The sequence below is a fragment of the Mesorhizobium sp. B1-1-5 genome (assembly GCF_006443065.1).
In the GTDB taxonomy this organism is placed as follows: Bacteria; Pseudomonadota; Alphaproteobacteria; order Rhizobiales; family Rhizobiaceae; genus Mesorhizobium.
Map to the genome: position 1 here is coordinate 50,473 of NZ_VFWS01000017.1, position 25,007 is coordinate 75,479.

Below are 25,007 nucleotides of genomic sequence, written 5' to 3' on the forward strand. Positions count from 1 at the left end.
TAGCTTAAATATCAGCTATGAGCATTGACGATGGGAAAAGCACTCAACTGGACAGCGAATTGCTGCGTACGTTCCTCTCTGTGGCCAAGGCAGGGAGTCTTAGCGGCGGCGCGGCCCGTCTGTTTCGAACGCAGTCCGCTGTGAGCCTCCAGGTGCAGAAGCTGGAGAGTGCCATCGGGCAGCGGGTATTTGAAAGGCATGGGCGCGGAGTTGCCATGACTGCTGCCGGCGAGCGCTTACTACCCGTCGCCCGCGATGTGGTCGAAATGCTGAACCAGGTGGTGGCCGATCTGCGCGGGTTGCCAGCCGAGGAGGAAGTCCGACTCGGTATACCCGAGGAATATGGCGACACGATTCTACCGTCTATTTTGGCCACCTTTACCGAGGAGGAGCCTGCAGCTCGCATTTTCGTGCGATGCAGTTCGAGCATGGAGTTTCCGCATGCGCTCGCTGCCGGCGAATTGGATATCGCCCTGCACTCGCCTGAGCGCGTCTCGAACGGCGACGTCGTTGTTCATAGTGAGCGAGCCGTGTGGGCCGGCTCCGCTTTCCACAGTGTCGAGACCCGGCGACCTCTGCCCGTGGCGCTGTTCGACAAAGCTTGCTGGTGGAGAGAGCGCTGCCTTGACCTCCTTCGGAAATCCGGACTGGACTATCAGATCGTTTGCACCAGTCAGAGCGTCTCAGGGGTTCGGGCCGCGATTGCTGCGGGAGTCGCGATCGGCGTATTGCCGCAAAGCACCCTGACCGATCGTATCAGGGCGCTGAGCGATGAGAAGCTGCCTCAGCTAGGCGAAACGCATCTGGTGCTCAGCGGCTCACCGAAAGCTCCTCGACACCTAGCCGACAAATTGGCAGCGATCATCTCACGGACATTCGTGGGAAGTTAGCGGTGCGCAACGGAACGGGTGAGCTTTATTTCAGCTCCAGCAGCCGTTCGAGATAGCTGCGCTCGATATCGGGGCTGAGCGCGTTGCCGAGCCGCTTGCGGATCGCGTCGAGGATCTGGCGCGCACGCTGGACGTCGATCTCGTCGGGAACCTTGACGGAGGTGCCGTCATCGGGGCCGTTGGTGGCGCGCGGGCGTCCCAGCGGATCGCGATCGGCATTCTGCTCGCGGCCGCCCTGCTCGCTGCCGCCCTGGTCGCCCTGCATGGCCTGCATCTGCTTCATCATTTCCTTGGCGCCGCGGCGCAGCGCTTCCAGCGCGCGGCCCTGGTGGCCGACGGCCTGGTCGCCGTCGCCCTGGCCAAGCGATTGTTCGGCATTGCCCATCGACTTGCCGGCCTCGCCGAAGCCCTCATTGGGCTCCATGCCCATGCCTTCGAGGCCTTTCTTCAACTGATCGAGCTCGCTCTGCAACTGGCCCTGGCCTTCCTGCAGCTGCTTCAGCGCATCGGCCAAATCCTTCGGCGACATTTTCGGCCGGCCCAGCGGATCGCGGTCCTGGCCGGGCCCGGGCCGCTGCTGCTGGTCGTCGGACTGGCCCTGTTCGCCATCCTCGCCAAGCTGCTGCTGCTCGCCGCCTTCGCCACGCTGCCCGCGCTGCATCTGGTCCAGCCGGAAGGTGTCGTTCATCATTTCCTGCTGGCGGCGCATGATATCGCCGAGCTTGTCCATCTGCTGACGCAGCTCGCTGTCCTGCTCGCCGCCCGGCTGCTGGCGGCCGGCCTGCAGGTTGTTCATCATGTCCTGCAGTTCGGAGAGAAGCTGCTGGGCTTTGTCGCGATCACCCGATTTGGCCAGATTCTCGATCTGGTCCATCATGCGGTCGATATCGCTCTGGCGCAGCTCGCGACCGTTCTGCTGCATCTGCGGCGCGTTCGGGTTCTGCTGCGCGCGCTGGGCGAATTCCTGCAGGAACTGGTTCATCGCCTCGCGCAGTTCCTTCATCGCCTTTTCGATCTCCTGATCGCTGGCGCCGTTCTTGATGGCGTCCTGCAACGCCTGCTGCGCCTGGCGCAGCCGCCGCTCGGCGGCCGACAGATTGCCTTCCTCGATGCCGAGCGCGATCTCCCACAGATAAGACACGACGTTGCGCAACTGATCGTCGCTCTCGGAGAGCTTCAGCCGGCTCCTCGCGCTCATGATGGCAAGATAGTTCGACATGTTGTCGAACGTGTCCTCGGGACGCAGCGTGACCGCATCCATCAGGTCGAGAACGCGCGGCTTGGCATTGGTGTCGAGCGCCACCAGCCGCCGCTGTTCGATGACCGCTCTAGCCAGCGGGTTGGCGAAGGGCCGCTCCGGCATGACAAGCGTTTTGGTTTCGCTGGTCGCGGTGTGGCCGGCGTCGTCCGTGGCAGTGAGCGTCAGCTTGATGTTGCTGCCGGCCCAGACATGCTCGGTCAGGTCCTTGGTCGTCTTGGCCGCGCTCGGCTTACCGCCGCGGCGCGGCAACGTCAACGGCATGTCGGGCGCGCCGTAAAGCGGATGCGCGTTGGCGGCGGGTCGATCCGACAGCTCGAAAACAGCCTTGGCGGAGGCTGCACCATAGTCGTCGGCGATCTCGTAATTGAGCTCGATGGCGCCGTTGACGGCGCGCTTCGGCTCGCCGACGAAGCGGATCGTCGGCGGCTTGTCGGGAATGACGGCAAAGGCCCAGTGGCCGAGATCGCCTTCGCCGGATTTCAGCGTCAGCGTGCCGTTGGTGTTCAGCTTGCCGGAGAACTGGCGCACTTTTGGTGCGGTCTGGCCGGTGGCAGGCGCGGGACCTTTGGGCGCGGCGGGCTCGATGGCGCGGTCATTGCCGCCTTGATCGGCATAGCTCAGCGTCTCCTCGCCCGAACCGCCGGTGACGCGCAGCGAGATGTCGCTGCCTTGCGGAACGGAAAAGGTCTGGACGGCCTGGTTGGCATCGGCCGTCAGGAACACCGGCGCCTTGCCGGTATAGGCAGGCGGCGTCACCCAGGCGTCGATGCGCGGCGGCACGGCATCGTGCGAGGCGCGCGCGACAAAACCGTCGCTGATCCTGCCGCCAAAGGGTCCGAAGGAGAAGGCAAGCGCCGTGACGAACAGCAGCCCCGCCACGGCGCGCAAGCCCCAGCGGTCGTAGTCCGGCACGCCGGTGCGCGGCCGGTCGGCACCGAGGCTCGAAAGCCGCTCGGCCATGCGCTTCTGGTGCTCGCGCCACAGCGCCTGCGAGAAGATGCTCTCGGCGCCGCTCGGCCGGTCGGTCTGCACCTGCACCGGACTGTGCAGCAATTCGTTCGCCGCCTCGATGCGCCGGTCGATCTCGGCTGCCGAGGGCATGCGGAAGAAGCGCAGCGGGTAGAGCGCGGCGACCGCCGCCAGCGCGAACAGAATCAGAAGGCCGATGCGTACCGTGTCCGGCAGGCGCGGGAACAGGCCGAACCACGAAAAGCTGAAGAACAGGCTGGCGACGACCAGCAGCGGCAGCACGAGCGGCCAGGCGCGCTCGAAGGTCATCGAGGCCCGCGTCGCCAACCGGCTGAGCGCCAAGCGCCCAGCAAGGCCGCGTCCATCGCTGGCCCGGCTGCGTTCGCCGCTGGAAATGGGTCGTTCGGTCATCGGCCCTTCCTGCCCGGGCACGATAGCCCGGACGTCATCGCCAGAAGGATACCAGCAAACACGGCAAAGGCGAGGCGGGTTCCAAAAAACGTGAAGCGGTTTGGCCGGGTTATGATCAGAAATTGGCGAGATTCGTGTTCGAGCCGCAGACGAGGACGGCCACGCGCTCGCCGTCTCCGGGCACATAGCGTCCGGAAAGCATGGCCGCGAAGGCGGCGGTGCCACCCGGCTCGGCAATGATTCGCACGCGGTCCCACAGCGCCTTCTGCGCCGCGACGATGTCGTCGTCGCCGACCAGGATCGAGCGCTCGACGAAGGCTTCGGCGATCGGAAACATCATTTCGCCGACGCGCTTCGGCGCCAGCGAATCGGCGGCAATGCCCTCGGCGGGCGCATCGACCGGCTGGCCGGCCTCCAGGGCGCGGTAAAGCGTCGGCGCCCCTTCCGGCTCGATGGCGACGATGCGGATGCGGCCAGCGAACCAGGCGGCGATGCCGCCGATAAGGCCGCCGCCGCCGACCGCGACCAGCAGCGTGTCGATCCCACGCAGATCGGCCTCGATCTCCAGACCGAGCGTGCCCTGGCCGAGCAGCGTTTCCTCCTGGTTGAAGGCGTGGATCTGCAGGGCGCCGGTCCTGACCGCGAAGTCTTCGCTGGCGGCCAGCGCTTCGGCATAGCGCGCGCCGCCGACGATCAGCTCGGCGCCGTAGCCGCGAATGCGCGCGAGCTTCGCCGGCGGGCTGACTTCGGGCACGAAGATGGTCGCCTTGTGCCCGAGCTTCATGGCGGCGTAAGCGACGGCGGCGCCATGATTGCCGCCGGACGCGGCGACCACGCCGGCTTCGGGAACCTGGCGTTCGAGCAGGTTGGCGAAGGCGCCGCGCACCTTGAACGAGCCGGAATGCTGGAGACATTCGAGCTTCAGGTCGACCGGAAAGGCGGGCCGGTCGAAATCCGCCATGTCGACGCGCATGACCGGCGTGTGGCGCACATAGGGCCGGATGCGCGGCTCCACGGCGGCGATGCGTTCGCGCGTGATCGTCTTTTTTTCCAGCATGGCCAGCTCCTTAAGGCGCCGCTCGGTTACCTTAGCCAGTCGGGGACCGAATCCAATCCAATCAGGTCCTCATAGGTCTGGCGCGGCCGCACGACATGGAAGCGGTCGCCATCGACCAGCACCTCGGGCACCAGGAGCCTGGTGTTATAGGTGCCGGCCTGCACCGCGCCATAGGCGCCGGCGGTGGAAACCGCAATCAGGTCGCCCGACTCCAGTCTCGGAAGGTCGCGGTCGAGGCCGATGAAATCGCCGGTCTCGCAGACCGGCCCGACGACGTCGACTTTCATACGCGGCGCCGAAGCAGGCGGCTGCACCACCGGCCTGATGTCATGGAAGGCGTCATAGAGCGTCGGCCGGATCAGGTCGTTCATGGCGGCGTCGACGACGAGGAAGTTCTTGGCGTCGCCTTCCTTCACATAGATGACCTCAGACACAAGGATGCCGGCATTGCCGACGATGAGCCGGCCTGGCTCGAACATCACTTTCAGGCCGAGCCTGGTGACGTGCTTCCTGACGATCTCGGCATAGGCGTCGGGCAGCGGCGGCGGGCTGTTGTCGACGCGGTAAGGAATGCCGAGGCCGCCGCCAAGATCGACATGCTCGATCGCATGTCCGTCGGCGCGCAGCGCTCCGACCAGCTCGACCAGCAATGCGAAGGCATCGTCGAAAGGCTGCAATTCGGTGATCTGGCTACCGATATGGGTGTCGATGCCGGTCACCTTGATCCCGGGCAGTTCAGCCGCGCGGGCATAGACCTGCCGCGCGCGCTGCCAGGGAATGCCGAACTTGTTCTCGGCCTTGCCGGTCGAGATCTTCTTGTGCGTCCTTGCATCGACATCCGGATTGATGCGCAGCGAGATGGGCGCCACCTTGCCGAGGGCCACGGCGCGCGCCGACAAAAGCTCCAGCTCAGGCTCGGATTCGACGTTGAAGCAGAGAATGCCGGCATTGAGGGCAAAGTCCATTTCCCGCGCGGTCTTGCCGACGCCGGAAAACAGGATCTTGCCGGCCGGGATGCCGGCGGCCAAAGCGCGGCGCAATTCGCCTTCGGAGACCACGTCGGCGCCTGCGCCCTGCCTCGCCAGCGTCCTCAGCACGGCCTGGTTGGAATTCGCCTTCATGGCGTAGCAAACCAGCGCGTCGAGGCCGGAAAAAGCCTCCTTGAAGACGCGGAAATGCCGTGTCAGCGTCGCCGTCGAATAACAATAGAAGGGCGTGCCGACTTCGGCTGCGATGTCGGGAATGGCGACGTCCTCGGCATGAAGCACGCCGTCGCGGTAATCGAAATGGTTCACGGGTGTTGGTTCCGGAAAGTTGAAGCTCGATGAGACCGGATCGATCTCACCGGCTCTAGAGCAGGGGATCGAGGATGAATTTCCTGTCCTTGACGGGTTTTTCCGGCTCGGGCGGCACCGGCTGCTTGGCGCGTTCGGCATCCTTGCGCGCCTGCTCCGCCGCCTCATAGGGCGTGTCGAGGCCGGTCTTCCTGCCGCAGGCTGTGACGGTGACTACCGCAGCCAGCAGCGCCAGCGTCACCAAAATCCTGCTACGGGTCATCGATCCATCCGTTCGAAACTGATTGCGTGCTGCGCTTTTAGACGAGTTTTCAGCGCTTTGCATCACGGCAATTGTTTTGATGCATGTCGTTGTCCCAGAACCGCTGCACACTTGTGGGCGACATGCATTAAGGCTTGGCGAGCCGCTTTTTCCAGTAGCGGATCTGCTTTCGCACTTCCGACGGCGCGGTGCCGCCGAAGCTCGTGCGGCTCTTGACCGAATTCTGCACGGCAAGCACCGAGAAGATGTCGTCGGTGATGCCCGAATGGATCGAGCGCAGGTCGTCCAGCGAGAGCTTCTCCAGCCCGAGCTTCTTCTCCTCGGCCAGCGCCACGGCGCGGCCGGTGACATGGTGTGCGTCGCGGAAGGGAAGGCCCAGATTGCGCACCAGCCAGTCGGCCAGGTCGGTCGCGGTGGCGTGACCGGCGCCTGCGGCCTTCTTCATGGCGGCGGCGTTGACGGTCATGTCGCGCACCATGCCGGCGGTCGCCGCCAGCATCAGGTCGAGCGTCTCGGCGGCGTCGAAGACCGCTTCCTTGTCTTCCTGCATGTCCTTGCCGTAGGTCAGCGGCATGCCCTTCATCACGGTCAGCAGGCCGACCAGATGGCCGTTGACGCGGCCGGTCTTGCCGCGCACCAGCTCGGCAGCATCCGGGTTCTTCTTCTGCGGCATGATCGAGGAGCCGGTGGAGAAGGAATCCGACAGGCGGATGAAGCCGAATTGCGGCGTCGACCAGATGATGATCTCCTCGGCGAGCCTGGAGAGGTGCGTCGCGCAGATCGCGGCAAGGCTCAGGAACTCGAGCGCGAAATCGCGGTCCGAGACGCTGTCGAGGGAATTGCGCGTCGGCTCGCGGAAACCCAGCGCCTTCGCCGTCATGTGGCGATCGATGGAAAAACTGGTGCCGGCAAGGGCCGCCGCGCCCAGCGGGCTTTCGTCCATGCGCTCGATGGCGTCGCGGACGCGCGAGAGGTCGCGGCCGAACATCTCGACATAAGCCATCAAGTGGTGGCCGAAGGTCACCGGCTGCGCCGCCTGCATATGGGTGAAGCCGGGCATGACGGTCGCCGCATGCTCCTCGGCGCGTTCGAGGAACGCGGCGATCAGGTCCTTCAACGCCCGGGCGACGCGCTGGCATTCCTGCTTGACCCAGAGCCGGAGATCGACCGCCACCTGGTCGTTGCGCGAGCGGGCGGTGTGCAGGCGTCCCGCCGCCGGGCCGATCAGGTCGGCAAGGCGGGCCTCGACATTCATGTGGATGTCTTCGAGCTTGGTCGAGAATTCGAACGTGCCGGCCTCGATCTCTTTCAAGATCGTGTTCAGCCCGTGAGCGATTTTTTCTTGATCGGCGGCCGAAATAATGCCCGTTTCAGCCAACATCTCGCTATGGGCGATCGATCCGCTTATGTCCTGCGCATAGAGCTTGCGGTCGAAGCCGATCGACGCGTTGATCGCTTCCATGATCGCGGCCGGACCCGAGGCAAAACGTCCGCCCCACATCTGGTTGCTGGCCTTCTTGTCGCTCATCGCTATAACCCGTGCTCCGGAGCAGTTTTGAAAATGGCAGACGGCAAGAAATTCTTTTTTCCGGCTACGCGCCTCATCCTCGCCGCTTTGGTGGCGGGCGTGCTGGCCGGCGCGGTCGCGGTATATGTCAGCGAGAGCGGTTCTGGCAACAACGCTCCCGAGAAGGCCGTCGCGGCCGCCGGCAAGGACGATGCCGCCTGCGAGGCCAAGGCCGGACGGGCCAAGCAGGTCGCCGCCAAGGCCGTCGGCCAGGTCGCGGCGCTGCAGCCGGCCGATCCGCCGCAGTCGCTGAAGAGCTTGGCCTTCAACGGCCCCGACGGCAAGCCAATGACAATCGCCGACCATGCCGGCAAGACCGTGCTGCTCAATCTGTGGGCCACATGGTGCGCGCCGTGCCGCGCCGAGATGCCGGCGCTCGACGCGCTGCAGAAGGAAAAGGGCAGCAAGGAATTCGAGGTGATCGCGGTCAATGTCGATACCGGCGACGACGCGAAGCCGAAGAAGTTCCTCAAGGAGATAGGCGTCGAGACGCTCGGCTTTTACCGGGACCCGACGATCGCCCTGTTCAATGAGGCGAAGACGCGCGGGCTGGCGCTCGGGCTTCCCGTGACCATGCTGATCGACGGCGAAGGCTGCCTGATCGCGCATATGAACGGCCCGGCCGAATGGTCGAGCCCTGATGCCAAGCGGCTGGTGGAAGCGGCGCTCGAACCCGGATCGTGACCGCTATCTTACCCGCACCGTAACCACCAGCGCCTCGTGGTCGGCGCTCGGGCTGCCGTCCGGCAACACCGCCGGCAGTGTCGCCGATGCGCTTGCCGCGAGGCCGCGGGTGAAGAACCAGTCGATATGTCCGGTGGGCGTGGCGTCGCCCGCCGGGCGCCGCTGCGTCGGCTTGTCCAGCGTGTTGGCGTCGCGCCAATCGTAGCCACGCCCGGCCATGATGGCGAAGAGGGGCTCGTGGCGGTCGGGGCACATCAGCCGGTCCGGTTCGGCGTCGATGTGCGCCTGCCATGCGGCCGGATCGGCGTGACGCTCTTCATAGGTGGCGGTCAGCGTGTTGAAATCGCCGCCGATCAGCACCGGCGCTTCCGCGTCATATCTGTCGATGGCGTCGAGCAGATGCCGCGTCTGGTCGGCGCGGCCGGCAGGGGTCGTACGGTTCTCGAGATGCACCGAGACGACGGTGACCCGATGGTCGCCGACCATCACCTGGCCGCCGAGCGCCATGCGGCCGCCGATGCGCGGTTGGCCGTGCTCCGGCAGGAACCAGGCGCCAGCGGCGTCCAGGCGAATGAGAAAGGGCCGCAGCAGCGGAACGGCACTGGTTATGGCGTTGCCGTGGAAGCCCTCGATGTTCTCGGCGCCGCCATTTGCCGCCTGCTCGGTCTCATTGCCGGCGCCGAGTTCGAGGAATTCGACGCCATAGGCGTAGGAATGGCCTAGACGATCGGCAAGCCGGCTCAAAAGATGGCCGTTGCCGGAGCGCGCCATGCCCTTGTCAACTTCCGAAAGCAGCACGACGTGTGGCGCCCGGCCGGCGATCGTTGCGGCGATGGCATCGACATGGCGCAGCCGCTCGACGTTCCAGGCCATGACGGTCAGGCTCTCGCCGGTGCTCTCGCGTGACGCCCGGCCGCCGATCTCGATCTCGCCGAGGGCGCGAACGGCGGCCGCGTGGCGCAGATGAGTAGCGCTGTCGCGCGGTCCGTCCCGCATCGCGTTGCGGGCGGCGACGGGCACGTGCGTGAGCTGCGGGACCAGCATGTCTCTTCTCATCCAGTTAGCCGGTTAATCACGGAGGTCTTTTCGACGCTTCGCAGCGCCCTAGCTTCCTAGAGCGCCGATGTGACGTTTTCATGCCGGCGCAACCGCTGCCGGGGGAGGAGAGACTGGCTGTCCACAGGGCTTCGGGCCCACAACAGAACTGTCACATACCTTCTCTATGAGAGCGGGCAAGGACTTGCGCAAAACCTTGTCACACTGCCACTCAAGAGGGAAAAACCATGACGATCATCAAGCGGGGCTTTGCCGCCCTTGCCGCTGGCGCGCTCAGCACCGCGCTTGCGATTCCTGCTTTTGCCGAGCCGGTCAAATTCGACTTCTGGTTCGGTCTTTCGGGCGACCTCGCCCGCGTCGTCGACACACTGTGCAAGAACTTCAACGATTCACAAAAGGACTACCAGGTCGTCTGCACCAGCCAGGGCAATTACGACGCCACGCTGCAGAACACGATCGCCGCGTTCCGCGCCGGCAAGCAGCCCACCGTCGTCCAGGTCTATGACGTCGGCACCGCCACCATGATGCTGTCGGGCGCCTACAAGCCCGCCGACAAGCTGATGGAAGAGAACGGCTACAAGATCGACTACAGCGACTATTTCCCGGGCATCGCCCGCTACTACGCGACGTCGAAGGGCGAGATGCTGTCGTTCCCGTTCAACTCGTCGACGGCGCTGATGTACTGGAACAAGGACGCCTTCGCCAAGATCGGCAAGACCGAGGCGCCGAAGACCTGGGAAGACGTCGCCGCCGACCTCAAGGCGCTGAAGGACGCCGGCTATGATTGCCCGATGGCGATCAACATCTCGGCCAACGAAAGCTGGCAGCTGATGGAACAGTTCTCGGCGCTGCACAACCAGCCGATCGCCACCAAGAACAACGGTTATGACGGTCTCGACGCGCGTCTGGAAGTCAACAAGACCAAATTCGTCCAGTACGTCACCGACCTCAAGAAGTGGTATGACGCCGGTCTGGTCAAGATCAAGTCCAAGGACCTCGGCCAGGACATGGTTCAGGCCTTCGCCACCGGCACCTGCCAGCTCATCCTGACCTCGGTCGGCGATCACGGCACGGTCGGCCGCACCCAGAAGGAAGGCATGAAATGGGACGTGGCCGAGCTGCCGGTCTATGCCGGCACCGAGCGCAAGAACTCGCTGGTCGGCGGCGCTTCGCTGTGGGTGCTGTCGGGCAAGTCGGACGCCGAATACAAGGGCGCGGCCGCGTTCCTCAACTTCATCCACGACCCCAAGACCGCTTTGTTCTGGTCGACCAACACCGGCTATATCCCGGTGACGAAGTCGGGCTTCGATTTCATGAAGTCCGACGGCTTCTACGACAAGGCGCCCTATAAGGGCCGCGAAGTGGCGATCGCCAGCCTGACCGCCTCGGAGCCGACCGATATCACCCGCGGCATCCGCCTCGGCAACTTCACCCAGATCCGCGCCGAATTCGGCACGCAGATGCAGGCGATCTTCGCCAACAAGGTCAGCGTGCAGGAAGGCCTCGACGCGCTGGTCAAGAATGGCGACGCGATCCTCGAGCGCTTCCAGCAGACCTATCCGGGTAAGACCCTGCCCTGATCCCGGATACTGGAACGGCCGCCCGCCGAGCATCGACGGGCGGCCATTTCATTTGGGTTTTTGATTTGGGCATGTCTTTGTCGCGAAACCGGTTCCCACTTTCGGGAGACATGCCTTAGTCTTGTGCCGCGCGAGCGGGTTGGCGGTTCAACGGCATCGGCGGATCGATGGAAAAACGCGTCACTTTCAGCAAATGGACGATCGGCATCCTGTTCGCGGTGCCGCAGCTTATTCTGATCTTCACTTTCTTCTACTGGCCGGCCGGGCAGGCCGTGTACTGGTCGCTGACGCTGCAGCAGCCCTGGGGCGGCGGCAATATCTGGGTCGGGCTCGACAATTTCCGTTCGATCCTTTCCAACGCCAGCTACTGGGACTCGATCACCGCCAGCATGATCTTCGCCGGCATCAGCACGGGACTTGCGATGACAATCGCGCTGGTTCTCGCCGCCTTGACCGACCGCCAGCTTGCCGGCTCATGGCTTTACCGCGTGGTGCTGATCTGGCCTTACGGCATCGCCGCACCGGCGCTGGCGCTGGCGTTTCGCTTCATCCTGGCACCGGAAGCCGGCTTCATGGCCGTGGTCAACCAGGTCTGGCCCGGCTTCTGGGACCCTGGCCTCGACGGCACCGACGCCATGGCCTCGATCATCATCGCCTTCTCGTGGAAATATGTCGGCTACAATTTCATCTTCTTCCTCGCCGCCTTCCAGGCGATTCCGCGCTCGCTGATCGAGGCGGCGGCGATGGACGGCTCCGGCGTCATCAGGCGCTTCTGGGATATCCAGTTTCCGCTGATCACGCCGACCATCTTCTTCCTGCTGGTCATCAACATCACCGAGAGCTTCCAGGATTCGTTCGGCATCGTCGACATCATGACCGCAGGCGGACCGGCCAACGCCACCAATCTGATGGTCTACAAGATCTATTCCGACGGCTTCAAAGGCCTCGATTATTCGGGCGCCGCCGCGCAGAGCATCATTCTGATGCTGCTCATCATCGCGCTCACCATCGTCCAGTTCCGCTTCATCGAGCGGCGCGTGCATTATCGTTGAGGCGGGCCATGGTCGAGCGCACCCCGATCCTCAATTTCTTCACGCATCTGATCCTGTTCGTCGGCTTCGTATTCTGCGTGGCGCCGTTCGTCATCGTAGCGATCGCCGCCTCGCATAATCTGAAGGACGTCAACGACGTGCCGATGTCGCTGCTGCCGGGCAGCGATTTCTGGGTCAACATCAAGACGGCCTGGACCACCGCCGATCTCGGTCCGAAGCTGCTCAACTCCTTCATCATGGCGTTCGGCGTCGCCGCCGGCAAAGTCATCATCTCGGCGCTGACCGCCTTCTCGATCGTCTATTTCCGCTATCCCGGCCGCATGCTGATGTTCTGGCTGATCTTCATCACGCTGATGCTGCCGCTCGAGGTGCGCATCGTGCCGACCTACGCGGTGGTCGCCAATGTGCTCGAGCCCTATCAGGCGATCATGGACCTGACCGGCCTTTCCTGGCTGATCGAGAAGGTCTCGGGCGTGCAGGTTTCACTCAGCCTGGGACTGCTCAATTCCTATAGCGGCCTGATCCTGCCGCTGGTCGCGACCGCCACCGGCACCTTCCTCTACCGCCAGTTCTTCCTGACCGTGCCGGACGAATTGACCGAGGCGGCGCGCATGGACGGAGCCGGCGCGCTGCGCTTCTTCGTCGATATCCTGCTGCCGCTGTCGCGCAACAACATGGCGGCGCTCGGCACCATCATGTTCCTGTGGGCCTGGAACCAGTATCTGTGGCCGTTGCTTATCACCACCGACCAGTCGCATGCGATGGCGGTGACAGAGCTGAAGCAGCTGATACCCAATGTCGGCGGCGCGCCGGAATGGCATATCGCCATGGCCGGCACTCTGATCGTCATGCTGCCGCCGCTGATCGTCGTGGTGCTGATGCAGCGCTGGTTCGTGCGCGGCCTGATCGCCACCGAAAAATAAGGAGACGGAAAATGGCCTCCATCACCATTCGCGGCGTCAAGAAGAACTACGCCAAGACGCAGGTCGTGCATGGCGTCGACCTCGACTTCGCGTCGGGCGAATTCGTCGTCATCCTCGGACCCTCCGGTTGCGGCAAGTCCACGCTGCTCAGAATGATCGCCGGGCTGGAAGAGATTTCCGATGGCACGATCGCGATCGACGGCACGGTGGTCAACAAGCTCGAGCCGCGCGAGCGCGGCTGCGCCATGGTGTTCCAGAACTACGCGCTCTACCCGCATATGAGCGTGGCCCAGAACATCGGCTATTCGCTGAAGGTGGCCGGCGTTCCGTCGGCCGAACGCGCCCAGCGCGTCCAGGCGGTGGCGCGCGTCCTGGAGCTGGAGCACCTGCTCGACCGCAAGCCGATGGCGCTCTCCGGCGGCCAGCGCCAGCGCGTCGCCATGGGCCGCGCCATGATCCGCGAGCCGAAGGTGTTCCTCTTCGACGAGCCGCTCTCAAACCTCGACGCCAAGCTGCGGGTGCAGATGCGCTCCGAAATCCGCAAGCTGCACCGGCGCCTCAGCGCCACTTCCGTCTTCGTCACGCACGACCAGGTCGAGGCGATGACGCTGGCCGACCGGCTGGTGGTGATGAATGGCGGCCGCGTCGAGCAGGTGGGCACACCGGCGGAAGTCTACAGCCGGCCGGCGAGCCGCTTCGTGGCCACCTTCGTCGGCGCGCCGGCGATGAACATGCTCGAAGGCACCGTCACGCTCGACGGGCTGTCATTGCTCGGCGGCAGCCGCAAGCTCAACGTGTCGCGCACGGGCCTGCCGGTCGGCGCGAAAGTCGCTGTCGGCGTCCGGCCGGAGGCGGTGCGCATGGTGGCGCCGGGCACGCCCGGAGCGCTCGCGGCGACCGTCGACCTCGTCGAGGAATTGGGCGCCGGCCGCGTCGTCTATGTCGATCTCGACGGCGCGCCGTTCTCCATCGTGACGTCCGAGACCGTCCACCCCGAACCGGGCAGCACGGTCGGCCTGCAGTTCGCCGAAGCGGACCTGCACTTCTTCTCCTCGGAGACGGGCGCCAGGCTCGACGTTTTCAAGGCTTCGGTGCCGGAACCGGTGCTGTAAGGCGGGCCTTGCAAGGCTGACTTTGCAAATTATCTGAGGGTTCACGGAATGAAGATCATCCAGGTCACCGACATCCATCTCGATCGTCGGCGCCAGATGCGCTACGGCGCGGATCTGAATGAGCGGCTCGATCGATGCATAGATCATATCAATGCGCGGCATGGCGATGCGGCGCTCTGCATCTTCACCGGCGATCTGGCCGACGACGGCGAGGCCGAGAGCTATGCCGATTTGAAATCGGCGCTGAGCCGGCTCACTGTGCCTTACCAGCTGCTGCCTGGAAACCATGACCGGCGCGCCAATCTGATCGCCGCCTTTCCGGATAACGGGACGGACGGCAACGGTTTCGTGCAGTCGGTGCTCGACACGCCGGAAGGGCGCCTCGTTTTTGTCGACAGCCTGGCGGAAGGCCGCGTCACCGGCGAGTTGTGCGACAACCGGCTTGCATGGCTCGACGCACGGCTTGGCGAGGCGGCGGGCAAGGCCGCCTATATTTTCCTGCATCATCCACCGGTTGAGCTCGGGCTCACGCTGCTCGACCCGCTCGGCCTCGAACAGCCGCAGCGGCTCATCGACGTGCTGACCCGCCATGGCAATGTCCGCTACATCTTCTTCGGCCATGTCCATCGCGACATCGCGGGCACCGTCGCCGGCATTCCGTTTTCGGTGCAGCGCGGCCTGCATGCCCGCTTCATGCTCGACCTGGTCGGCGACGAAGTGGTCGAGCAGGCGCCGCCCGCCTATTCGATCATCCTGATCGATGGGCAGCGCGTGGTCATCCACAGCGTTGATTTCCTGGAGCAATGGCCGCTTTGGTCGCCGGCGACCGGGCAGCGCGTGCGGTAGAAATCACCCGAGCAACAGCGTGGGCGTTCCCAACCCTTCGACGAGCTTTGCCGCTCTCTTGTCGAAGGACACGAAAGTTTCGCCGCCGAGCCACTGGCCGTCGAACGCGATCACGCCATCCGCGAAATCGCCACCGGCGTCGAGCACGGCCAGGCCCGCTTCGATCGTTGGTCGGTTGGCTACGACGTTGCGCATATCGAGGGTGCGGCGGATCGAGGCGGATATGTCGGGCCGCGCGACCCGGTAACTTCTGTCCAGCACCCAAACAAATTCACAGAGCGCTTGAACGCTGATCGCGACCAGCTCGGCTGCTTCCAGGGTCTCGGCTGCGGTCCGTTGCTGCGCTTCGTCGTCCCCGACGACAAGGCGCAACAGCACGTTGGTGTCGAGGCCGATCTTCACTTGCGCTCGATTCCGCGCATCCCGCTCGAAGCGCCGGCGTCGGCGATCGCATCGTTGATCTCATCGATCGAAAGCCGTGCGCCGTTCGTCTTGGCCTTGAGCATCCCGCTCAGCTCTTGCCAGGAGCCCTTGCCCTGGTCGGCTTTCAGCTCCGCCCGCCCGCCGGGTAGAAGATCAAGCCTGATCTTGTCGCCGGGCTGGATGCCGAGATGCTTGAGCACGTCCTTCCGGAACGTGACCTGACCCCGCGCAGTAACCGTCAGTGTCGTCATAATGGCCTCCTAGCTCAAGAATAATGCAGAATTGCATTATTCTCAAGGTGGGGATCAAGCAAAGACATGCGCCTTGCCGGTGACGGTCAAGCGCACGATCTCGCCGATCTCCGGCGCGTCCATGCCTGTCCTGCGCAGGATCAGCGGCGTGTTGCCGATGGCGGCCGCATCGGGCGGGTCCGGGCTGTTGAGCAGCCGCACCGCGACGGTGCAGACCGAGCCCGCGAACTCGCAGTCCGTCACTTCGCCGAACAGCATGTCGGGTATGCCCGACATGCCTTCGCGCGAGGTCCGTTTGAGCAGGATCTGCTCGGGCCGCAGCATGATGCGGGCGACATCGCGCCGTCCCTTCGTGTCGACGGCGACGCGGCCGAGCCGCGATACGGCGAAGCCGTCCGCGATCCTGGCCGGCACGATGATGGCGTCGCCGAGGAACTCGGCGACCATCCTGTCCCTGGGTTGGAAATAGAGCTCGCGCGGCGTGCCGACTTGCGAGAACAGCCCTTCGCGCATCACCGCCACCTGGCTGGCGAAGGACAGCGCCTCGGCCTGGTCGTGCGTGACCAGGATGGTGGTGATGCCCGCCTCTTCCAGAAGCTCGGCCACCGCCTTGCGCATCGAAGCGCGAAGCCCGGTGTCTAGCGCCGAAAATGGTTCGTCGAGCAGCATCAGCCTGGGCTTCATCGCCATGGCGCGGGCAAGCGCCACGCGCTGCTGCTGGCCACCGGAAAGCTCGTGCGGCCGGCGCTTCAGGATCGCCTTGTCCAGCCCGACGATGTAGGCGAGCTCGACAATATGCTCGGTTCGCTTGTCGGCATTCCGCGGGATGCCGAAGCCGATATTGTCGGCGATGGTGAGATGCGGGAACAGGGCACCGTCCTGGGCCACCACGCCGATGCCGCGGCGATGCGCCGGCACGGCCGCGCCGCCATTGGCGAGCACCTTGCCGTCGAGCGTGATGCGGCCGCGATCCGGCGCCTCGAAGCCGGCGATCAGCCTGAGCAAGGTGGTCTTGCCGCAGCCGGACGGCCCGACGATCGCGGTGCGGCTGCCGCTTTCGACTTTCAGGTCGACGCCGGCGAGCGCCGTCACCGGGCCGTAGCTTTTCGCGACGCCGCTGAGTTCGAGAAAGCTCATCGTCCGGCCATCCGCTTCGACTGGATGTAGAGCCACCAGGTCATCGGCAACGACATCGCCACCATGATCAGCGCGTAAGGGGCGGCGGAGGCGTAGTCGATCTCGCCGCTATAGGACCAGAACGCCATCGCCAGCGTGCGGGTGCCGTTGGGCGCCAGCATCTGGGTGGCGGTGAGCTCGTTGGTGATGCCGAGCGCCACCATCGCCATGCCGGCCGCGGCGCCCGGGGCCGAAAGGCGGATGGTCGTCGACCACAGCGCATTGATCGGCGGACGGCCGAGGCTGGAGGCCGCGCGCTCCAGCTCCACCGGCGCCTGCGCGATCGAGGCACGCAGGCTTATCAGCGCGCGCGGCAGGAACATCAGCGCGTAACCGAACAGGATGGTGAACAGCGTCTGGTAGAGCGGCAGCGCGACGCGCACGGTGATGGTCACCAGTGCCAGCGCGATGACCACGCCCGGCAACGCGCCGACGATATAGTTGCAGCTCTCGAGCAGCCGTTGCAGCGGCCCCGGCGCGCGGATCGAGATCCAGGCCATGGGCATGGCGGCAATCGTTGCAAGCACCGCGCCGGCGATGGCGAGGAACAGCGTCTGGCCGAGCGCCAGGCCGATCTCGTCCCAACGCCAGACTTCCATGCCGCCGGCGAGCAGCCAGCGGCTGATCGTGACGAAGGGCACGCCGAGCGACAGCAGCGCGACGCCCGCCGGTAAAAGCAGGCATGGCAAGGCGGCGCGGCCGAGGCGAGCACGCTGCTGCTTGCGCGCGGCGCCGGAACCGACGCGGGCATAGCGCTCCTCGCCGCGGATCATCACCTCGAGGGCGAGCAGGAAAAGGCAGCATACCACCAGCACCGCAGCCAGCATGTTGGCCGCCGGACCGTTGAAGGTCGACTGGAACTGGTCGACGATCGCGGTGGTGAAGGTGTCGAAACGGATGAAGACATAGAGGCCGTATTCGGCAAGCAGATGCAGGCCGACCAGCAGCGAGCCGCCGCAGATGGCGAGCCTGAGCTGCGGCAGCACGACGCGCGCGAAGACCCGCCACGGGCCAAGACCGAGCGCTGCGGCCGCATCCTCCAGCGCCGGATCGAGGCGGCGCAGCGCGGCGGCGATCGGCAGGTAAAGGAATGGGAAATAAGCGATCACGGAGACCAGCACGCCGGCCCACAGCCCGTGCAGGCCCGGAACGAAGCTGATCCAGGCATAGGAGTGCACGAAAGCGGGGATGGCGAGCGGCGCGACCGAAAGCCACGACCACCAGCGGTTGCCGGGCAGGTCGCTGCGCTCGGTCAGCCAGGCCAGCACCACCGACAGCACGATCGCAATCGGCACGGCGATTGCGACAAGGAGCATGGTGTTGACCAGCAATTCGCCGACGCGCGGGCGGAAGATCAGCGCCACCACGGTGCCCCTGCCGGTCTGGATCGCGACCCAGACGATGAAGGCGAGCGGCAGCAGCGCGGTGAGCGAGACAAGGGCTGCGGCGAGCGTGATCCACGACACGGACCGGCGCTTCTTCATCCCGGTCGCCGGCAGCCTTGCCGGCGTCATGTCGAGCGCCGGTTGCATCAGGCAGGCCGCTGGGTCGCCTCCGCCTGCCGGCGGAAGCGGTGCGATGTGACACTCAGGCGGGTCGAAGCGCAGTCGATTATCATCGACGAAGCGATCTCCAAACAAAAACGCTCCCGCGGAAGGCAAATTCCCGCGGGAGCACGGTCGTTTGCCCTTTTAGGACGAACGCGAACTAAAGCAAGCCGGCTTGCGTCATCAGGTCGATGACCTTCTTGGAATTCAGCGTCGCCGGATCGACTTTCGGCGCCTGCAGGTCGGTCAGCGGCACCAGCTTAGGGTTGGACTGGACATCCTTGCCGATCGCATATTCATAGGACGTTCCGGTCTTCAGCACATCCTGGCCGCCCTTGCCGGTCACCCACTTCAGGAATGCCTGGGCTTCCTTCGGATGCTTGCTGGAAGCCAGCACGCCGCCGCCCGACACCGAAACGAAGGCGCCCGGATCCTGGTTCTTGAAATAGTGCAGGCCGACATTCCCGCTGTTCTCGCCAGTCTTGGCCTGATCGCCAAAATAGTAATAGTGGTAGATCACGCCGCCATCGATCTCGCCGGCATTGACCGCCTTCATCACCGTTGAGTTGCCCTTGTAGGCGGTGAAATTCTCCTTCATCGCCTTCAGCCAGTCGGCGGTAGCGGCCTCGCCCTTGAGCTCAAGCAGGGCGCTGACAATGGCCTGGAAGTCGGCGCCGGACGGCGAAGCGGCCCAGCGGCCCTTCCAGCTCGGATCGGCAAGGTCGAGCAGCGACTTCGGCAACTGGTCTTCCTTCAGCTTGGCCTTGTTATAGGCAAAGACGGTGCTGCGGGCGGCAACGCCGACCCACTTGCCAGTCGACGGCTGGTATTCCTGCGGCACCTGCGCCAGCGTATCGGCGTCGACCGGCGCGAACAGTCCGGCGGCCTCGACCAGCGCCATTGCCGGCGAATTCTCGGTCAGGAACACGTCGGCCGGCGAGGCCGCTCCCTCGGCGACGATCTGGTTGGAGAAGTCGCTGTCGCCGCCGTTGCGCAGCGTGACCTTGATGCCGGTTTCCTTGGTGAAGCCCGCTGCCCATTCCTTGGCGAGGCTCTCATGCTGGGCATTGTAGACAACGATACCTTGATCCTTGGCCATGGCGGAGCCTGCGGTCAGGCCGAGCGCCAGCGCGGCGCCGGCGAGCGTGGATAGGGCAATTTTCATGAGCATCGTCCTCAATTCGAGACAGGGGTTTTGGGCACGGCTGCACCTATCAATACATGATTGTAATAGTCAACATTGTGACCCTGCTTCAATCGGTCGCCGTCCGCAAACTTTCGTGATTTTGCGGTAGTTTGGCTTGGACATTATTTCGCCGGCCACGTAACAAACCAGGGCCGAGACGCGAACATTGGGGGTGAACTCTTGTGACCGGCAAGGACGAGGCCGAGCTTTCCCGGCTGCTCAGGGCCGCGATCGCGGGAGACGAAAGGGCTTATGCCGACTTTCTGCACGGGATCGCCGCCCTCGTTCGCGGCTTTGTCCGGCGCAAGATCGTTCAAGGCGGGGTCGATCCCGAGGATGTCGTGCAGGAAACCTTGCTGGCCATTCATGTCAAACGCCACACCTGGCGGCCGGATGCGCCGGTGCTGCCCTGGGTCTATGCGATCGCCCGTTTCAAGCTGATCGACGCGTTCCGCCGCCGCGGACGACGCATCGAGGTCGAGATCGACGAGATCGCGGAAACCTTCGCCGAGCCGGAGACGGAAACGGTGAGCGAGCGCGACATCAACCGGGCGCTAGACGGCCTGCCGCCGTCGCAACGCTCCGTCGTCTCCTTGATCTCGGTCGACGGGCAGTCGATCGGCGAGACGGCGGCCAAGCTCGGCATCAGCGAGACGGCGGTGCGCGTTTCGCTGCATCGCGGCCTGGCCGCGATCGCTAAAAGATTTGGACGAACAGCGACATGAGGACAGAGGATCTCATCAAGGCGCTCGACGCCGATGCCCGCGACGAGGCGATGCCGATGGGCAAAGCCTGGTGGCTGGCGGTCGGCGTGGCCGTGGTGATCGCGGCGGCGGTCTTCTTCGCGACCATCGGGCCGCGTCCCGACATCATGCCGGCCATGCACACGATGCGCTTCATGTCCAAATTCGTGTTCACGCTGACGCTCGCCGCCAGCGCCTTCGCGCTGATTCGCGCGCTGTCGATGCCGGGCGCCTCGACCAGGCGCGCAATGGCCTGGATGATTGCCGCGCCGCTTCTGGTGGTGCTGGCGGTGGTTCTCGAGCTTTTCGTCGTGCCGGAGGCCGATTGGGGCAAGCGGCTTATCGGCTCGAACATGATGATCTGCATGAGCTTCATTCCGCTGATCGGCATCGGCCCGCTGGCGATCTTCCTCGGCATGCTGCGCTATGGCGCGCCGACGCGGCCGGTGCTGGCGGGCGCGGTGGCGGGCCTGCTCGCGGGCGGGCTCGCGGCTACCTTCTACGCCGCGCATTGCTTCGACGATTCGCCGCTCTTCGTCGCCACCTGGTACACGGTCGCGATCGCCTTCCTCACCGCGCTCGGCGCGCTTGGCGGGCGGTTTTTCGTCCGCTGGTAGGATCACACACCGATCCTTCGGTACAGTTTTGAAACAGTACCTTAATCATACCGGCAATTGTTTGCCGGTTACCGGAGCGGCCGCTGCCGCTCGTGCAACCATTCCTTAAAATCGATCCGCCAGGGTTGTGGCAACGCGCAGTCGCGCATTGGGTGGGATCGCATTGTGGCGTGGTTGAGTTGGAAAGGTCCGCGGGCCGGCAAGCGCGCCGTGCCCGTCTTGATGGCAGCCGGACTCGTTGCCTTGACGGCATCGGTCCTGTTGCCGGCGCTGGAACTCGGCACTGACGCGATGAAGGTCTGCCTGCAGATATCCGTCGCCGTCACGGCCGTCACGCTGTTTGTCTCGGCGCTGTTCATCCGCAAAATCATCGACGACCGCCGGCAGATTGCCGAGAGCGAGCAACGCTTCCGCCGGGCCATGGAGGATTCGGCGATAGGCGTCGCCATTGTCGGCCTCGATGGCCGGATCGTTCAGGCCAACCCTGCCTTCGCCGACATGCTGGGATACACCCGCGCGGAGATCGAGGCGCTGACTTTCTTCCAGATCACGCATCCCGACGACCTGCAGATCGGCCGCGAGACGATGACGAGCCTGAAGGAAGGCAAGATCCACTCCTTCCATTTCGAGAAGCGGTATCTGCGCAAGGACGGCACCCCGGTCTGGGCGCAGCTCGCCGGCTCGGTCATCCGTGAAGAGGAGACAGGTCGTCCGCTCTATCTGGTGTCGCAGATCGAGGACATCGATGCGCGCAAGCAGGCCGAAGCGCGCATCGCCGAGGCAGAGGACCGGTGGAATTTCGCGCTCACCAGTGCCGGACAGGGTATCTGGAGCCTCGATATGCGCAAGGGCGGCACCACCTATTCCGATACCTGGGTGAAGATGCTGGGTTATGCCGATGGCGAGCTCGACGGCGACCCCGATCGCTGGCTGACCATGATCCATCCCGACGATCAGGAACGCGTCGCCGAGGCGGACCGCGCGCATCTTGCCGGCGAGACGCCCTTTTTCGAGGCCGAATTCCGGATGCGGCACAAGGACGGCCGCTGGGTCTGGATTCTCGACCGCGGCAAGGCGATCGAGCGCGACGGCGGGGGCCGGCTGATCCGGGCAATCGGCAGCCTGACCGATATCACGGAACGCAAGGAGGCCGAGGCGCGGCTGATGGTTTCGGCGGCTATGCTGGCCGACGAGAAAGAGCGTCTCAGGGTGACGCTGCAGTCGATCGGCGACGCGGTGATCTGCACCGATGCCGCCAACCGCATCACCTTCATGAACCCGGTCGCGGAAAAACTCACCGGCGTCGAAGTCGGCGAGGCCCTGGGCAAGCAGCTCGGCCATGTCTACTGGGCGGTCGACGAGGAAAGCGGACAGAAAATCGCGCTCTCGCGCCCTTCCACGAGCGAGCGGCCGCACTGCGACCAGAACACGCGCGCTGTCCTTGTCCGGCGCGACGACACGCGCTGCAGCATCCGCCAGGTGGTGTCGCCGATCATGAACGACCGCCACGAGTTCTGCGGCCTCGTCATCGTCTTCCAGGATTTCAGCGACGCGCGCGCCCTGCAGCGCCAGCTGTCCTACGCCGCCGCCCACGACGCGCTGACCGGGCTCGCCAATCGCTCGAGCTTCATCCGCATCATGGAGGACCTGGTCGACCAATGCCGCCTCAATGGCGGCGAGCATCAGTTCATGTTCGTCGATCTCGATCACTTCAAGGCGGTCAACGACACCGGCGGCCATGCCGCGGGCGATGCGCTGCTCAAGCGCGTGGCCGACGCCCTGCGCAATGTGCTTGGCCCGGAAGACATCGTTGCGCGGCTTGGCGGCGACGAGTTCGCCGTCGTCCTCAAATCGGGCGCCGCGGCGCACGGGCCGATTGCGGCGCGCTCGATCATCGACGCCATCGGCAACCTCGACTTCAGCTGGGACGGGCGCCCGCATTCGATCGGCGCCAGCATCGGGCTTGCGCCGATCCGCGCCGGTTGCGGCGAAGTGGACGAGATCATCGCCCGCGCCGACGCCGCCTGCTATGCCGCCAAGGCGGCCGGGCGCGGCTGCGTTTCCGCCGCGCCCGACGAAGACGAAATTTCGAAAGTCGGCGTGCCACCTCCGCCGCTCGCCGCGGCGTCCTGAGCCGTTTCGAAAGGGTTCAGCCGGGGAAGATCAGCGCGTCGGCACCGGATGGTCGCCGCGATAGTCGTAGAAGCCGCGGCCGGTCTTGCGGCCGAGCCAGCCGGCCTCGACATATTTCACCAGCAGCGGGCAGGGGCGGTATTTCGAATCCGACAGGCCCTCATGCAGCACCTGCATGATCGACAGGCAGGTGTCGAGGCCGATGAAGTCGGCAAGCTGCAGCGGTCCCATCGGGTGGTTGGCGCCGAGCCGCATGGCGGTATCGATGGCGTCGACCGTGCCGACGCCCTCATAGAGCGTGTAGATCGCCTCGTTGATCATCGGCAAAAGGATGCGGTTGACGATGAAGGCCGGGAAATCCTCGGAAACGGTGATCGTCTTGTCGAGGTGCTTCACATAGCTCTTGGCAGCCTCGAAGGTCTGGTCCTCCGTGGCGATACCGCGCACCAGCTCGACCAGCTTCATCACCGGCACCGGGTTCATGAAATGAATGCCGATGAAGCGTTCCGGCCGGTCGGTCTGCGCGGCAAGCCGGGTGATCGAGATCGACGAGGTGTTTGTCGCCAGGATCGCTTCCGGGTTGAGCTGCGGGCAAAGCTGCGCGTAGATCTTGCGCTTGACCGTCTCGTCCTCGGTCGCCGCTTCGATCACCAGATCGGCGGCCGCGAGATCGGCCATGGTCGGGGCGGCGGAAATACGCGCCATTGCTTCGTTGCGCGCCTTCTCCTCGAGTTTGCCGGAACCGACCTGGCGCGCCATGTTGCCGCTGATGGTGGCGATGCCCTTCTCGATACGGTCGGGCGACACGTCGTGGATCATGACCTTGTAGCCGCCCAGCGCCGAGACATGGGCGATACCGCCACCCATCTGACCCGCGCCGACAATGCCGATCGTCTCGATCTTGCTCATGACCCCGATCCCGTCCGGAGCATCTTCCGCTTCTTGAAGCGCGGAAACGCTCCTGTTGTTCATTTCCTGCAATCCGGACGCAAAACCGCCGGATTGGCTTCAGGCCTTGATGGCCCGCTTTTTGTGCAGTGCAAACTAAAAGGGCGGGGCGACTTCGTCTACCCCACCCTTCCGATTTTAATATGCCAGAACCGGTGGCGTCAAAGCGCCTTTTGCAGCTCCGGCAGGATGACGAAGAGATCGCCGACCAGGCCGTAATCGGCGACCTGGAAGATCGGGGCTTCCTCGTCCTTGTTGATGGCGACGATCACCTTCGAATCCTTCATGCCGGCCAGGTGCTGGATGGCGCCGGAAATGCCGACGGCGATGTAGAGGTCGGGCGCGACCACCTTGCCGGTCTGGCCGACCTGCCAGTCGTTCGGCGCATAGCCGGCATCGACCGCGGCTCGGCTTGCGCCGACCGCGGCGCCGAGCTTGTCGGCGACCGGCAGGATGACTTCCTGGAACTTCTCCGAGGAACCAAGCGCGCGGCCGCCCGAGATGATGATCTTGGCCGACGTCAGCTCCGGACGGTCGTTCTCGGAGAGCTTGTTCTCGATGAAAGAGGAGAGGCCTGGATTGGCGGCGGCGTTGACCGTCTCGACCGCGGCCGAGCCGCCTTCCGGCGCCGCCGCGAAGGACGCGGTTCGCACCGTGATGACCTTCTTGGCGTCGGTCGACTGCACGGTCTGGATGGCATTGCCGGCATAGATCGGCCGCTTGAAGGTGTCGGGCGAGACCACCTCGATGATCTCGGACATCTGGGCGACGTCGAGGAGTGCCGCCACGCGCGGCGCGATGTTCTTGCCCGACGAGGTGGCCGGCGCGACGATCGCGTCATAGGAGCCGGCGAGCGAGACGACCAGCGCCGCCGTCGGCTCGGCGAGACGCTCGGCAAGCTCGTCGGCCTCGGCGAGCAGCACCTTGCGCACGCCCTTCAGCTTGGCAGCGGCATCGGCAGCTGCCTTGGCGCCCTTGCCGGCCACCAGCACGTCGACATCGGAGCCGATCTGGAGAG

General features: G+C 64.8%; 23 protein-coding genes. 10 read left to right on the plus strand and 13 right to left on the minus strand.

Translation table 11 applies throughout. The annotated features are described in order from the left end of the window. The first annotated feature begins 17 nt into the window (after nt 1-17). Nucleotides 18-890, plus strand: coding sequence for a LysR family transcriptional regulator (locus FJ980_RS09130; protein ID WP_140542584.1), 873 nt, complete (start codon nt 18-20; stop codon nt 888-890). 25 nt (nt 891-915) lie between these two features. Here the strand turns inward: FJ980_RS09130 and FJ980_RS09135 are convergent, their stop codons facing one another. The 5 genes from FJ980_RS09135 to argH all read right to left on the minus strand — a co-directional run bounded on the left by FJ980_RS09135 (nt 916) and on the right by argH (nt 7,673). Next, a complete protein-coding gene (locus FJ980_RS09135; protein ID WP_140542585.1) occupies nt 916-3,531 on the minus strand; it encodes a TIGR02302 family protein in 2,616 nt (871 codons plus the stop codon). 115 nt (nt 3,532-3,646) lie between these two features. Continuing rightward, nucleotides 3,647-4,588: a threonine/serine dehydratase gene (locus FJ980_RS09140; RefSeq protein WP_140542586.1), complete on the minus strand. Its 942-nt coding sequence runs from the start codon at nt 4,586-4,588 to the stop codon at nt 3,647-3,649. A gap of 26 nt (nt 4,589-4,614) precedes the next feature. Then, nucleotides 4,615-5,883, minus strand: coding sequence for a diaminopimelate decarboxylase (gene lysA, locus FJ980_RS09145; RefSeq protein WP_140542587.1), 1,269 nt, complete (start codon nt 5,881-5,883; stop codon nt 4,615-4,617). 55 nt (nt 5,884-5,938) lie between these two features. Beyond that, nucleotides 5,939-6,145, minus strand: a complete 207-nt coding sequence (locus FJ980_RS09150; protein WP_095767477.1) for a lipoprotein — start codon at nt 6,143-6,145, stop codon at nt 5,939-5,941. Between the two features lie 127 nt (nt 6,146-6,272). Next, nucleotides 6,273-7,673, minus strand: coding sequence for an argininosuccinate lyase (argH, locus tag FJ980_RS09155; RefSeq protein ID WP_140542588.1), 1,401 nt, complete (start codon nt 7,671-7,673; stop codon nt 6,273-6,275). Between the two features lie 33 nt (nt 7,674-7,706). Between argH and FJ980_RS09160 the strand changes: the two genes are divergently transcribed. Continuing rightward, entirely contained in the window at nt 7,707-8,396 is a 690-nt protein-coding gene (locus tag FJ980_RS09160) for a TlpA disulfide reductase family protein (RefSeq protein WP_140542589.1), read from the plus strand. Nucleotides 8,397-8,399: 3 nt separating this feature from the next. Here FJ980_RS09160 and FJ980_RS09165 read toward each other — a convergent pair whose 3' ends face one another. After that, nucleotides 8,400-9,440: an endonuclease/exonuclease/phosphatase family protein gene (locus FJ980_RS09165; protein WP_140542590.1), complete on the minus strand. Its 1,041-nt coding sequence runs from the start codon at nt 9,438-9,440 to the stop codon at nt 8,400-8,402. A 239-nt stretch (nt 9,441-9,679) separates the two neighbouring features. On the opposite strand from FJ980_RS09165, the gene FJ980_RS09170 reads away from it, so the two are divergent. The 5 genes from FJ980_RS09170 (at nt 9,680) to FJ980_RS09190 (ending at nt 14,965) form a co-directional block, all read left to right on the plus strand. Further along, nucleotides 9,680-11,032 carry an extracellular solute-binding protein gene (locus tag FJ980_RS09170; protein ID WP_140542591.1) on the plus strand — a complete coding sequence of 451 codons (1,353 nt, stop codon included), beginning with the start codon at nt 9,680-9,682 and terminating at the stop codon, nt 11,030-11,032. A gap of 167 nt (nt 11,033-11,199) precedes the next feature. Next, on the plus strand, nt 11,200-12,084 hold the full coding sequence (locus tag FJ980_RS09175) for an ABC transporter permease subunit (protein ID WP_140542592.1): 885 nt from the start codon (nt 11,200-11,202) through the stop codon (nt 12,082-12,084). 8 nt (nt 12,085-12,092) lie between these two features. Then, complete coding sequence (locus tag FJ980_RS09180; protein ID WP_140542593.1) at nt 12,093-13,007, plus strand: ABC transporter permease subunit; 915 nt, start codon at nt 12,093-12,095, stop codon at nt 13,005-13,007. A gap of 11 nt (nt 13,008-13,018) precedes the next feature. Continuing rightward, a complete protein-coding gene (ugpC, locus tag FJ980_RS09185; protein WP_140542594.1) occupies nt 13,019-14,119 on the plus strand; it encodes a sn-glycerol-3-phosphate ABC transporter ATP-binding protein UgpC in 1,101 nt (366 codons plus the stop codon). A 48-nt stretch (nt 14,120-14,167) separates the two neighbouring features. Continuing rightward, nucleotides 14,168-14,965, plus strand: a complete 798-nt coding sequence (locus tag FJ980_RS09190) for a phosphodiesterase (protein WP_140542595.1) — start codon at nt 14,168-14,170, stop codon at nt 14,963-14,965. A 3-nt stretch (nt 14,966-14,968) separates the two neighbouring features. Here the strand turns inward: FJ980_RS09190 and FJ980_RS09195 are convergent, their stop codons facing one another. From FJ980_RS09195 to FJ980_RS09215, 5 genes are all read right to left on the minus strand, one after another. Beyond that, nucleotides 14,969-15,367, minus strand: coding sequence for a type II toxin-antitoxin system VapC family toxin (locus FJ980_RS09195; protein ID WP_140542596.1), 399 nt, complete (start codon nt 15,365-15,367; stop codon nt 14,969-14,971). Then, nucleotides 15,364-15,639 (minus strand): AbrB/MazE/SpoVT family DNA-binding domain-containing protein, encoded by a 276-nt coding sequence (locus FJ980_RS09200; protein ID WP_140542597.1) that lies wholly within the window; start codon nt 15,637-15,639, stop codon nt 15,364-15,366. Before FJ980_RS09200 ends, FJ980_RS09195 begins: the two co-directional genes overlap by 4 nt. A 54-nt stretch (nt 15,640-15,693) precedes the next feature. After that, nucleotides 15,694-16,776 carry an ABC transporter ATP-binding protein gene (locus FJ980_RS09205; protein ID WP_140542598.1) on the minus strand — a complete coding sequence of 361 codons (1,083 nt, stop codon included), beginning with the start codon at nt 16,774-16,776 and terminating at the stop codon, nt 15,694-15,696. Further along, complete coding sequence (locus tag FJ980_RS09210) at nt 16,773-18,299, minus strand: iron ABC transporter permease (RefSeq protein ID WP_246676367.1); 1,527 nt, start codon at nt 18,297-18,299, stop codon at nt 16,773-16,775. The genes FJ980_RS09205 and FJ980_RS09210 overlap by 4 nt, the downstream gene beginning before the upstream one ends. A 223-nt stretch (nt 18,300-18,522) precedes the next feature. Beyond that, nucleotides 18,523-19,527, minus strand: coding sequence for an iron ABC transporter substrate-binding protein (locus tag FJ980_RS09215; RefSeq protein WP_140542600.1), 1,005 nt, complete (start codon nt 19,525-19,527; stop codon nt 18,523-18,525). Nucleotides 19,528-19,730: 203 nt separating this feature from the next. On the opposite strand from FJ980_RS09215, the gene FJ980_RS09220 reads away from it, so the two are divergent. From FJ980_RS09220 to FJ980_RS09230, 3 genes are all read left to right on the plus strand, one after another. Continuing rightward, a complete protein-coding gene (locus tag FJ980_RS09220) occupies nt 19,731-20,273 on the plus strand; it encodes a sigma-70 family RNA polymerase sigma factor (protein ID WP_140542601.1) in 543 nt (180 codons plus the stop codon). Continuing rightward, entirely contained in the window at nt 20,270-20,908 is a 639-nt protein-coding gene (locus FJ980_RS09225) for an NrsF family protein (RefSeq protein WP_140542602.1), read from the plus strand. Before FJ980_RS09220 ends, FJ980_RS09225 begins: the two co-directional genes overlap by 4 nt. A 243-nt stretch (nt 20,909-21,151) precedes the next feature. Then, complete coding sequence (locus FJ980_RS09230; protein WP_246676366.1) at nt 21,152-23,041, plus strand: PAS domain S-box protein; 1,890 nt, start codon at nt 21,152-21,154, stop codon at nt 23,039-23,041. 30 nt (nt 23,042-23,071) lie between these two features. On the opposite strand, the gene FJ980_RS09235 is transcribed toward FJ980_RS09230, so the two are convergent. After that, nucleotides 23,072-23,950: a 3-hydroxybutyryl-CoA dehydrogenase gene (locus FJ980_RS09235; protein WP_140542604.1), complete on the minus strand. Its 879-nt coding sequence runs from the start codon at nt 23,948-23,950 to the stop codon at nt 23,072-23,074. Nucleotides 23,951-24,150: 200 nt separating this feature from the next. Beyond that, nucleotides 24,151-25,007 (minus strand): electron transfer flavoprotein subunit alpha/FixB family protein (locus tag FJ980_RS09240; protein WP_140542605.1); only part of this gene is annotated, 857 nt, incomplete at its 5' end.

Coding starts and splice junctions, on each gene's coding strand:
- FJ980_RS09130 (WP_140542584.1), top strand. CDS start 18: ATGAGCATTGACGATGGGAAAAGCACTCAACTGGACAGCGAATTGCTG.
- FJ980_RS09135 (WP_140542585.1), bottom strand. CDS start 3,531: ATGACCGAACGACCCATTTCCAGCGGCGAACGCAGCCGGGCCAGCGAT.
- FJ980_RS09140 (WP_140542586.1), bottom strand. CDS start 4,588: ATGCTGGAAAAAAAGACGATCACGCGCGAACGCATCGCCGCCGTGGAG.
- FJ980_RS09150 (WP_095767477.1), bottom strand. CDS start 6,145: ATGACCCGTAGCAGGATTTTGGTGACGCTGGCGCTGCTGGCTGCGGTA.
- argH (WP_140542588.1), bottom strand. CDS start 7,673: ATGAGCGACAAGAAGGCCAGCAACCAGATGTGGGGCGGACGTTTTGCC.
- FJ980_RS09160 (WP_140542589.1), top strand. CDS start 7,707: ATGGCAGACGGCAAGAAATTCTTTTTTCCGGCTACGCGCCTCATCCTC.
- FJ980_RS09165 (WP_140542590.1), bottom strand. CDS start 9,440: ATGCTGGTCCCGCAGCTCACGCACGTGCCCGTCGCCGCCCGCAACGCG.
- FJ980_RS09170 (WP_140542591.1), top strand. CDS start 9,680: ATGACGATCATCAAGCGGGGCTTTGCCGCCCTTGCCGCTGGCGCGCTC.
- FJ980_RS09175 (WP_140542592.1), top strand. CDS start 11,200: ATGGAAAAACGCGTCACTTTCAGCAAATGGACGATCGGCATCCTGTTC.
- FJ980_RS09180 (WP_140542593.1), top strand. CDS start 12,093: ATGGTCGAGCGCACCCCGATCCTCAATTTCTTCACGCATCTGATCCTG.
- ugpC (WP_140542594.1), top strand. CDS start 13,019: ATGGCCTCCATCACCATTCGCGGCGTCAAGAAGAACTACGCCAAGACG.
- FJ980_RS09190 (WP_140542595.1), top strand. CDS start 14,168: ATGAAGATCATCCAGGTCACCGACATCCATCTCGATCGTCGGCGCCAG.
- FJ980_RS09200 (WP_140542597.1), bottom strand. CDS start 15,639: ATGACGACACTGACGGTTACTGCGCGGGGTCAGGTCACGTTCCGGAAG.
- FJ980_RS09205 (WP_140542598.1), bottom strand. CDS start 16,776: ATGAGCTTTCTCGAACTCAGCGGCGTCGCGAAAAGCTACGGCCCGGTG.
- FJ980_RS09210 (WP_246676367.1), bottom strand. CDS start 18,299: ATGAAGAAGCGCCGGTCCGTGTCGTGGATCACGCTCGCCGCAGCCCTT.
- FJ980_RS09215 (WP_140542600.1), bottom strand. CDS start 19,527: ATGAAAATTGCCCTATCCACGCTCGCCGGCGCCGCGCTGGCGCTCGGC.
- FJ980_RS09225 (WP_140542602.1), top strand. CDS start 20,270: ATGAGGACAGAGGATCTCATCAAGGCGCTCGACGCCGATGCCCGCGAC.
- FJ980_RS09235 (WP_140542604.1), bottom strand. CDS start 23,950: ATGAGCAAGATCGAGACGATCGGCATTGTCGGCGCGGGTCAGATGGGT.